Below are 2432 nucleotides of genomic sequence, written 5' to 3'. Positions count from 1 at the left end.
GCCCAGTCGTTTTTCGTTTTCTGACCCTCTTGCAGGTAGAAGCTCTGCTTGCCTAGGGTCAGCTTGCAGCGTCCCCCGATATTGCCACGTACACCGAACGCCTCAATGGCAGCACTGAGCGCCGCCTCGGGCTGGGTGCTCCAGCCGCCCGTTCCCGAGAGAGTGCCAGACGCGGCCCGGTCGACGTCGCCGTTGCGGTAGTAGTGAAAGCGTAGCTTGATTCTCTCCTTGCCGACACTCTCAAAGCTGGGGGTGCCCTCGGCGGTGGGTGCGAGGGTACGACCAAGGGTGTGCTCACGCAGGAACTTGCCCTTCTCCAGTGCCGCGCGGTTGGCGTAGTGGCGCAGGCGTACAAAGCAGGAGTTGGGCTCATCGTGCTCGTAGGCGAGCCAGAAGGAGCCATCCGCGAGAGTTGTCAGCTCGCCCTGGGACGCGTGAGTGTCGAGCGTGGTGACATACTCCCAGTCGGTGAGGTTGTTGGAACGCACGAGCCGCAGGTGGAAGATTCCCTCGATCAGGCAGTGGGCGACCCCCAGAAACTCATTCTTGCCTACCGCCACCAGCTTGAGGCAGTCGAGAGTCTTACCCTTGCTGTCGTGAAGGCCATAGCGAGCCAGTAGCGCACCACGAGCATTGCCCAGGTACTCTGCCAGTGTTTCGAGAGTCATTGCTTCAAGAATCAGCCTCAGGCGCTTTTTATCTGACATTGCGTTGTCCTCTGTAGATTCGTAGTCAGGATGGGTTAGCCCGCATTGTAACAGAAAAGAGTCCTGCGCGGGAACTCTTACCCCGTACTATCGCGGAGGAGAGAGACAGCCCAACACCAATCTGTCTCACCGCGCCAGCTCTGCGCGAAGCCAGGCTCCTGTCGTCGCCAGCTTTGCCAAGTCCACGCCCGTCGCGAGTTCCTTGCTCTCCAGAAACGCAGCGAGATATTCGGTGGAGAGATTTCCCGCCGCACCGGGGGCAAACGGACAGCCCCCAAGGCCCGAAACGGCACTATCAAAGCAGCGCAGGCCATATTCCAAGCCCAGCGCAACGCCCGTCAGCGCCCCGCCGCTCGTGTCGTGAAAGTGCCCGGCCAATTGGGCGCAACCTTTCCCTCATACGGGCAGTGGGTGACAGTGGGGATATAGACCCGGACGCGCAGACCTATCGCCTGAATATCGGGGATAAGCTCTGCAAACTCAGCCCACGCTCCTGCCTACGTGGACCACACAAACGGTGTCGGCGATGTCGTCTATAAGACTATTCTACCCGCTCAGCCCTCGATCACCCGAAAGTCCCGTAGGCGCTGGAGCGTCTCCGCCACGATCTCAATCAGCCGAATCAGCCGCGCCTGCTCCGTCACGATGCCGTACGTGTCGCACCATAGCAGCCCAGGCCCCAACTCCAGCACAAAGCGCTCCGAGAGCAGCGCCTCCCGGTAACCTGGAAGCGCCAGCAAACTCTCCGCAAAGAGAGGGTGACTCGTCGCCAGTTCCGTCCCTTGGTTCGTTCGCTCCAGACGAAAACAAAACGCCCGTCGCAGAGTGCACTCCGCACTCACCCGCGTCATCGGAATCAAACTCGTCGGCTCCACTTCAACGCGTACTGTCCACGGCGGTACAGGAACTAAAACATGCTCACAAATAAAGAAATCGCCGGGCAAATACTGCCCGGCGAATTGTTCTGCTATTCGTTTCCACATAACACTACTCTGAATTGTGGTTTAAAAATAGATAGGCGCATGGAATAGTATATTTTTCCCGTTCATATCTAATCCGTCTAAGATTATATAATGTAATCCTGTCGTTCCATTGTCATGTTTTATCGAAATTGTCTGCTCGTCGATTATATTGATTGAGAAATTTCCGCTTTCATTGTTATTTAATTTTACACTTCCTGTAATATCATCAACATCACTTGATTTTACCTCGACTACTCTGACTTTGATTTTATTGATGTTTAGTTTTCGTTTTGTTTTTAATATATATTCACCTGTTGCTGAAATTTTTAGCCGGTCTTCTTTAAAAGTAGGCTTTACAGGTTTTCTTCTTATTTGGATTCCTCCTCCATTAGCCGAACCGCCTCCACCAGGAGTCTCTTCCTCTTCTTGAGTAATAGTCACAGGTATAAACTGACCCTCGCCAAGTGTACGATCAGGGCGGGATAGACTATTAACTAGAAACATTATTCCTATGCCTAGTGCTAAACCTATTCCACCGGAAATGAAAGGTTTACCTGATAATTGACTGCTCATAATTCTATTCCTGACTCGAGATTTTTTAAGAGTTCGTCAAGATGCCATTGAGCACCTACTTCAAAAGCCTGCTCATAAATGGAATCTCCTAGATTTTGACGTAAACTTAGTACAATACTATTGTATTTTAATTGTTCATCCTCGTCAAGAGGTGGGTGCAGGACAAAAAAGTGGTGAGGCAAGCCGATTT

The 2432-nt window shown here is 52.7% G+C and carries 5 protein-coding genes; all 5 read right to left on the bottom strand.

Annotation, left to right across the window (positions count from 1 at the left end; genetic code table 11):
* Positions 1-707: hypothetical protein (locus RMO15_RS05390; protein WP_309708867.1), on the bottom strand; the 707-nt coding region annotated here is incomplete at its 3' end.
* 126 nt (positions 708-833) lie between these two features.
* On the bottom strand, positions 834-1085 hold the full coding sequence (locus RMO15_RS05385) for a hypothetical protein (protein WP_309708864.1): 252 nt from the start codon (positions 1083-1085) through the stop codon (positions 834-836).
* A gap of 176 nt (positions 1086-1261) precedes the next feature.
* Positions 1262-1690 carry a hypothetical protein gene (locus RMO15_RS05380; protein ID WP_309708860.1) on the bottom strand — a complete coding sequence of 143 codons (429 nt, stop codon included), beginning with the start codon at positions 1688-1690 and terminating at the stop codon, positions 1262-1264.
* A gap of 21 nt (positions 1691-1711) precedes the next feature.
* A complete protein-coding gene (locus RMO15_RS05375) occupies positions 1712-2242 on the bottom strand; it encodes a hypothetical protein (protein WP_309708859.1) in 531 nt (176 codons plus the stop codon).
* On the bottom strand, positions 2239-2432 hold a 194-nt coding region (locus RMO15_RS05370), incomplete at its 5' end, for a hypothetical protein (RefSeq protein ID WP_309708857.1). The genes RMO15_RS05370 and RMO15_RS05375, both read right to left, overlap by 4 nt.

Origin of the sequence: Armatimonas sp., assembly GCF_031410135.1 — a bacterium.
Lineage (GTDB): Bacteria > Armatimonadota > Armatimonadia > Armatimonadales > Armatimonadaceae > Armatimonas.
This window is presented reverse-complemented; position numbering and strand designations above follow the sequence as displayed.

What these genes read in the sequence shown, in the direction of transcription:
- RMO15_RS05380 (WP_309708860.1), bottom strand. Translation starts at nt 1,690, where the DNA reads ATGTGGAAACGAATAGCAGAACAATTCGCCGGGCAGTATTTGCCCGGC.
- RMO15_RS05375 (WP_309708859.1), bottom strand. Translation starts at nt 2,242, where the DNA reads ATGAGCAGTCAATTATCAGGTAAACCTTTCATTTCCGGTGGAATAGGT.